At 65.5% G+C, this 7,337-nt stretch carries 4 protein-coding genes; all 4 read right to left on the bottom strand.

Going from position 1 to position 7,337, the window contains the following annotated elements; all coding sequences use genetic code 11:
- Positions 1 to 135: 135 nt before the first annotated feature.
- The 4 genes from GY937_00820 to GY937_00805 all read right to left on the bottom strand — a co-directional run bounded on the left by GY937_00820 (position 136) and on the right by GY937_00805 (position 7,159).
- Positions 136 to 1,314: an aminotransferase class I/II-fold pyridoxal phosphate-dependent enzyme gene (locus GY937_00820; protein ID MCP5055247.1), complete on the bottom strand. Its 1,179-nt coding sequence runs from the start codon at positions 1,312 to 1,314 to the stop codon at positions 136 to 138.
- A gap of 181 nt (positions 1,315 to 1,495) precedes the next feature.
- Positions 1,496 to 2,821 carry a VWA domain-containing protein gene (locus GY937_00815; protein MCP5055246.1) on the bottom strand — a complete coding sequence of 442 codons (1,326 nt, stop codon included), beginning with the start codon at positions 2,819 to 2,821 and terminating at the stop codon, positions 1,496 to 1,498.
- A gap of 46 nt (positions 2,822 to 2,867) precedes the next feature.
- The gene (locus tag GY937_00810; GenBank protein MCP5055245.1) at positions 2,868 to 5,990 is read right to left on the bottom strand and encodes a sulfatase-like hydrolase/transferase; all 3,123 of its coding nucleotides are present in this window, start codon (positions 5,988 to 5,990) and stop codon (positions 2,868 to 2,870) included.
- 176 nt (positions 5,991 to 6,166) lie between these two features.
- Positions 6,167 to 7,159, bottom strand: a complete 993-nt coding sequence (locus tag GY937_00805; GenBank protein MCP5055244.1) for a response regulator — start codon at positions 7,157 to 7,159, stop codon at positions 6,167 to 6,169.
- Between the last annotated feature and the right edge of the window lie 178 nt (positions 7,160 to 7,337).

Below are 7,337 nucleotides of genomic sequence, written 5' to 3'. Positions count from 1 at the left end.
TCCGAATAGAGCCTTGAATCAATCGCACTGAAGTGGCCTTGTTGGGTGTCGGTGGAGAAGCCTTGTAACTCCTTCATCTCACACTCACAGGGCCATTTCAATGTCCGGCGTTCACCTCACAACGACGGATTGGGGCTAGAGCGCCTGCGATAGATCTGCGATCAGATCGTCGACATCCTCGACTCCGCAGGCGAGACGGATCAGCGAATCCGTGATCCCGTAGGCCTGTCGCTCCTCGGCCGGGTAGTCCCAGTAGGACATCAGTACCGGCATCTCGACCAGGGTTTCCACGCCGCCCAGGCTCGGGGCGATGTAGGGCAGGCGGCAGGCATCGGTGAAGCGGATCGCGTCCTCGAGGTCGCCGTCGATTTCGAAGGTGACGACGCCGGCGAAGCCCTGCATGAGCCGGCTGGCCACCTCGTGGTCGGGATGGCTTTCGAGGCCCGGGTACCAGACCTTTCGTACCTTCGGCTGGCCTTCGAGCCAGCGTGCCACGGCCAGGCCGTTGGCGTTGTGGCGTTCCATGCGCAGGGAGAGCGTCTTCATTCCGCGCAGCAGCAGGTAGGCGGCGTGGGGATCGAGGATCCCGCCCAGCACGCCGCAAGCTTCGCGCACGGGAGCGATCTCTTCTGCCGAACCCGAGATGGTGCCTGCGATGAGATCGTTGTGTCCGCCGAGATACTTCGTCGCGCTGTGGATCACGAGATCCGCGCCCTGTTCCAGTGGGCGGTGGTTGATCGGCGTGGCGAACGTGCCGTCGATGATCACCTTCACGCCGCGCTCGTGACAAATGCGCGCGGCCTCGGGCAGGTCGATCACGCGCAGGTAGGGGTTGGTCGGGCTCTCGGTGAAGAAGAAGACCGTGTCGTCTTGCAGCGCGTCCTTCAGGGCCGCCGTGTCGGCGGGCTCGATGACGGTGGCCGTCACGTCGAGCTTCGACAGGTATTGCTGGATGAACTGGCGGGTGCGCCGGTAGCAATCGTTCGTGACGACGATGTGTCCGCCCCGCGGCAGCAGCGCCAGGAAGGTGCTGGTCGCTGCGGCCATCCCCGAGCTGAACAGCACGGTTTCTTCCGCGCCTTCCAGTTCCGAGAGCTTGTCCTGGACGACCTGCCAGCTCGGGTTGCTGTAGCGGCCGTACTCGTCGCGATCGAGCCGGCCTTCCGCGTATTCGCGCAGTTCGGCGGAATCGCGAAACCAGAAGGTGGAGGTCTGGTGGATCGGCGGCGTGAGCGCATGGCTCTTGCCCCGATCGCGCTGCCCAGCGTGTACGGCCTGGGTGGAGGTTCCCGGCGCTTCCGGACGCTTTGCCATGTGGCTTCCCGCTTTCTGTGGGGAGGGCACTTAGCAGCTTCGGGTGCGGGTCCCGTTGGGGTCCGAGCCGAGGGTCCTGCAAGCGCCTGAAATCAACCCGTGTTTTGAGGATCGCTCGAAGGGTCGAGGGTACGGCCCTTGGGAGGGCAGGTCAACGGGACCCGGGGTCCCGTTTGGCGGGCTATTCGCCCGGATTGCGCTCGCGGACCTTGATATCCATTACCCGCTCCATGCGCTCCCGGTTGCGCTTGCGCTTGATTTCCTCGGCGAGGAGATAGCGCTCCATCTCATCCGACATCTTCCTGAGCCGGGCCAGCTGCCGCTGTTTCTCCGCATCTTCGGCTTCCTTGATCGAGAAGTCGAAGACGAGTTCCCGGGTCGTCTCGGCGCCCTCGGACGAGAGTGCACTGACGATGACCTGGTTCTGCCCCACCTTCACCGGGACGAAAGCGACGAAGCTGCCGTCCGGATTCAGGTGAACGTCGGTCGCAACCTCCGCGGTCGTGACATTCGCGACACCGACATCCTCGACGTTCGCGAAGTTGACCGACTGAAGCGCCGCTACGACGCCTGCCGGTTCGATGACCGGAGTGAACGTGCCGAGGGTCACCGCCGCGATCTCGGTCGCGGCCTTGGGCCTGGCGAGGGCATCGGTCCCCAGGGCAAAGCTGTTGATGCGAATGCCCGCGGTCTGGGAAACCCGCGCGGCGCGTACGGCCGCCTCCATGTCCTCGGGATCCTGGGTGTCGGCGCGCCCGGCCGGGAAGCTCGGGATGCCGTCGGTCAAGAACAACATCACCTTCTTGTGGCGATCGGCTGGGCGGCTCTTTGCGCCCGACATGCCGGCCAGCTCCTGGGTGGCCAATCGGATCCCTGCGGCGAAGTTGGTCGCGCCATGCGGGCCTTCACGCAGCACGTCGTCGAGCGCCGTCAGCAAGCTGCCGTGGTCGTTGGTGAGCGGAACCCGCAGCTCCGCATCGTGCTGTTCCGGCGCGCGGCGTTTGCCTGTCGTGGGGTCCACCTCGCCGGAGAACGTGATCAGCCCGACCCTCACCCGCTTGGAATCCAGGCCTTCGACGAGCGTGCGTGCGGCGAGGACTTCGGCGTGGAGAACCGTGTCCTCCGGATCCGTCGAGTACACGTCGTCCGGGAACTCTCCGGGGGCATACAGGCCCTGGTGCGGGTCTTCGCCGATCTCACCGTCGCCATCCACGTCCGCGCCGCAGGCGGTCTGGGTCGAGCGGGAGACATCGAGCACCAGCATGACGTCGAAGCCGCGGGGACCGTCCGCGCCGGCCGTGGCCGTGCCGCGGATCTCCGCCATATGCATCTTCGATTCGACGCGAGCGCCGGGCGCGGGGCTGGAGATCGTCAGATCGACCCGCGCCGGAGGCTGCGGGGAACCCGCCCGTCTGGCGGTCGGTGAAGCATCCACCGTGCCGGTCTCAGAGAAGGCAGGAGTGACGAAAACGCTCGCGAGGAACGCGATCAGGAGGAAGGCACGCATAGATGTGGAAATTCCTGGACTCAGACCGCCACCGGGCCTGAGCGTATCACGGAGTGGCAGTCCCGCCCTCGTCACAGCTCTCGACGTATCCGAGTGCCATGAGAGCCTCACATTCGGCGGCAGAGACCTTTGCCTCCTGGGCCTCGCCGACCTTGCCGGTCTCGGCCATGTGCAACTGGCCTTCGGCGTGGTTTCGCATCGTGGCTGCCACATCGGGCTCGTCCTCGATTTGGTTCGTGGTCTCTCCCCGATCTGACACCATGTCGAAGAGTTCGTTCGTGGGCAGTCCTCGGGGGTTTCCCTCTTCTGCCTCGATCCACTTCCACTGGCCCGTCCGGATCGCACGCAGGACGTTGCCTTCGTGGTCTTCTTCCGCAAAGACGGTGCGTCCGGCTTCACTGCGGGTGGCGAGGTCCATCGCCAGATCCTGGCCCTGCATGGCGTCCACGGGCTGGGCACCTGCCTGCAGCAGAAGGGTCGGCGCGACATCGATCAACCGTGCCACGTGGGCTCGGGCATCGGGGCCGGAGCCGCGCTGGCCCTTGGCCCACTTCACCATGAGCGGCACGTGGATCTGCTCCTCGTAGAGCGTGAGCCCGTGCCAGAAGCCGCCATGCTCGTAGAACTCCTCGCCGTGGTCGGCGACCAGCGCGATCACCGTATCGTCGTAGACGCCAAGCTCTTCGAGGTGGGCGATCAGCTCGCCGAACTTGTCGTCGAGGTAGGCGATCTCCTGCTTGTAGAGACGCTGCATCTCCTCAGCCATCGAAGCCGGCGGATGTTGGTTCGAGGCCCGTGCGATCCCGTAGCCGTTGTACGGATGCTCGAAGTAGGGATCGTGGGGATCCATGTAGTGCAGGAAGAGGAAGAAGCGCGCGTCGCGATGGCGAGCCAGCCACGGCATGGCGTGGCCGTTCACCACTTCCGAATCCTGGTAGAAATCGCCGAAGTGCAGGCCCAGAGGCAAGGCGAACCAGACGCGTCGCAGGATCTGGTACATCACCAGCTTCGAGGAGGATTCCTCGGCGCCGAACAGGTAGTCGGGCCCGAGGTAGTTGTATTCGTCGAAGCCCTGGGCGAAGCCGAAGCTCTCGGTCAGGTTCGTGTTCGAAACGAAGCCGCCCGTGGCGTATCCGTGGTCCTGGAGTTGCTCGGCGAGGGTGTCGATCTCCGGGCCGAGTGCCGAGGGCTTCGACATGGCCTGGTGGCTGGTCGGCACGAGTGAGGTGAGCAGGGTCGCGGTCGCCGGCTTGGTCCATGAGGCGTGACTGAAGCCGTCGTAGAGGGTTCCGCCATCGGTCGCGATGCGACACAGGTTCGGCGTTTCGACCGGTCCGCCATAACAAGAGAGGTGGTCGGCGCGAAGCGTATCGACCATCACCAGGATCAGGTTGGGCCGCTCCGTGAGATGGGCCGGAATGACGGTCGGCGCTTCGCCGCCGGTTTCGATCAGATCCACTGCACCCGTGGCGAGGGCACCACCGATCCCGAGCAGAGCCGCGAGGCCGAGGGCCGGAAGCGGTTTGAAGAGGTTCCCGACGCCCCCACGGAAGAGCCGGGGACCGACCGCGAAGAGCAAGAGCCCGATCAGGGCGAAACCGCCGAGTACGGCGCCTAGCACCGGCAGGGGCGGCATCTGCTCCGCGTAGACGTCGCGGCGCAGGCGGAACACGGTCACCGCGAGGCCGATCGGCACCGCCGTCGCCAGCAGGCCGAGGGCCGGAGTCCAACCGCGAATCTCTTCCCGGCTCATCGGCAGCACGGCCAGCACGATGCCGCCCACCATGCAAAGAGCGCCGAAGAAAGCGGCGTAGGCGAGCGGTCCATACCAGAGCACCTGGGCTTCGGTGCCGAAACCGCCAGCGGCGATGGCGAGGACTTCGCCCAATCCCACCAACAACCCCCCGATGATGCCCGCGCCGAGGCCATAGCTGGCACCGAGGCGAACGCGCTCGCCGGGAGGCACGCTCTCGGCGACGCCCGCTGCTTCACGGGCGGCACGGTCCTCTTCCGTCTCGAGCGCCACGGCGTTGCGAGCTGCTTCTTCGTAGTCGACCTGCTCGCCGTTCACGCGGCACCAATCCGGTGTGTAGTCCGCCGGTCGAACCCACCAGAAGTAGCCGCCCGCCAGGGTGAGGGCCTCGGCGGCCCAGAAGCCCAACGCGGCGGAGACGATGGCCGCGGCGGGGCCGATCATGTTCTGGAGCAGCACAAGTTGGGCCAGCTCACGGATGCCTTCGCCGGCGATCGTGAAGGGCGAGAGCACGGTCGCGAGGATCTGGAGTGACGAGCCCAGGACGATCGGCCAGAACTCCGCGCCCGTGGCGGAAATGGCGACGGCGGTGAAGTAGTACATGGCCGCTGTCGTGAAGTGGACGACGAAGGAAAGCGCGAGAGCCAGGACGATCAGACGCTTCTTGTCCTTGTAGGCTGCGGCAGATTCCGAGATGCGCCGCACGATCCCCGCCAGCTGGGCCTTGCCCGGCAGCGGCAGGTGCTCGATCAGCCACTGCACGATGCCCGGGAACCAGATGACGGTCATCAACCCGCCGATCACGGCGGCGCAGATCGTGACGCCCAGGCCGGCGACGAGGTGCGCCGTGCCTCGATCGAAGATCGAATAGAACATGCCGATGCCGGCCGGCAGGGCGACGATGAAGGAGAGGAAGATGCCGGTAATGCCGATCACCTTCTCGAGGGCCTTCGCGGCGGTGACCTCGACGGTACGTCCGCTGAAGCGCGCGGCGTCGTAGAGCGTGTAGCCATCCAGGCCCGCCGTGCTCGGCAGGAACGTTCCGATGAAGCGGCCGATCAGGAACGAGCCGAAGATGTGACGGAACGGCAGCTCGATGTTCTGGCCGCGCAGCAGAACGACCCAGCGCTGCATCGAAGCGAGGATGCCGACGAACTTGATTCCCGCCGCCAGACCGCAGAACGTCCAGAAGGTGGTGGCGTCGATATTCGCAAGCGTGTCCCAGATGAGTTGAAGGGCGACCACATGGGAGCCGTCTTCCATCTTCACCGGGTGGGCGAGGAGCAGCCAGAAGACGCGGATCGTCACCCATGCCTTCAGCAGATTCAGGGCCCGGCCGCGCCACGGTTCGGGCGCGAGCCGCGCGACTGCGATGGCGAGAAGGGCGACGAAGAGGATTTCGAGAAGGACGGTCATGGGTGCTCCGCTGAGGCAGGGGTCGGGCAGTGGGAAGCCCGGCTCGCCGCGCGCACACTCTGCGCGAGCGGGCCCAAAGCAATCCCATGCAGTGTGTCGGCAGGCGAACGCAGGAGGTTACGGAAAGCCGTGAAGATTGGCGCCGGCGAGGAGGCAGCCGATGCGCAAAAGGGCCGCTAACTGCCACCCCTGGGGGAGGATGGTTGGTTCTGGAGCAAATCAGCGACCTTTCCGGCGATCTCGTCCGGACGGAAGGGCTTCTGGAGGAAGTCGGAAGGCCCGGCTGGATCGAGGGTTGTGCCGGGAACCGCCTCGTAGCCACTGACCAGCAAGACCGGGAGATTCGGGTGGCCTACCCGGAGTACCTCCAGGGTTTCCCCGCCGGAAAGGCGCGGCATGGTCAGATCGAGCACCACCCCGTCGATCGAAGGATGCTGGCCGATGAGTGCCAGGGCCTCGTGGCCGTCGCTGGCTTCGATCACGCTGTAGCCCCGGTGCTCTAGGGCCATTCGGGTCACATTGCGTACCTGCGCCTCGTCATCGACGACCAGGAGTGTCGCACTTCGCGCGGGTACCGCTCGATCGCCCGTCTGGGTCGCGGCCTGGCTGCCTTCCGCCAACGGAGCAGAGCAGGTTGGCAGCAGCACCCGTATCCGGCTTCCACGGCCAGGCTCGCTGTCCACGCTGATCGTGCCGCCGTGGCTGCGCACGATACCGTGCACCGCTGCGAGCCCGAGGCCTCGCCCACTGAACTTGGTCGCGAAGAACGGGTCGAACATGTCACGAACCGTCTGCTCGTCCATGCCGGCGCCATCGTCGATCACTTCGAGATAGGCCCTTTGGTTCGCATCCGGATCGGGAGCCGTCTCCCCGATCCCCGTCCGCACCTGGATCGTGCCTTCCTCATCGCCCAGCGCATCGGAGGCGTTCGTGACGAGGTTCATCACCACTTGATGGAGTTGCCCGGCATCGACCGGGACCCACACGGAAAGCTCGAGTTCGAGTGTGAGGTGCGCTTTCTTGGAAATGCTCGAGGCAAGCAGGCGTGCGGTTTCGGCAGCGATCTCCGAGATGTCTCGTGGGCGAGTTTCCGGAGTGGAACGGCCCGCATAGGCGAGCATCTGGCTCGTCAGCTCGGACCCGCGTTCCGCCGCCGTTGCGAGATCCACGATCTTCCGCCTCGCTGGATGATCGGTGCCCAGCTCTTCTAGCAGGCTGCGGAAAAACCCCGTGCGGGTCCGCCAATCGGTTGGTACACGCATGATCAGGGGGTGAGAGATGCGCGGAACCGATCACGACCAGTCTGCGATGTTCAGCTACGTGTCGCCAGAAGCGCGAATTCCGGCG

The sequence above is a fragment of the bacterium genome (assembly GCA_024228115.1).
Lineage (GTDB): Bacteria > Myxococcota_A > UBA9160 > UBA9160 > UBA6930.
This window is presented reverse-complemented; position numbering and strand designations above follow the sequence as displayed.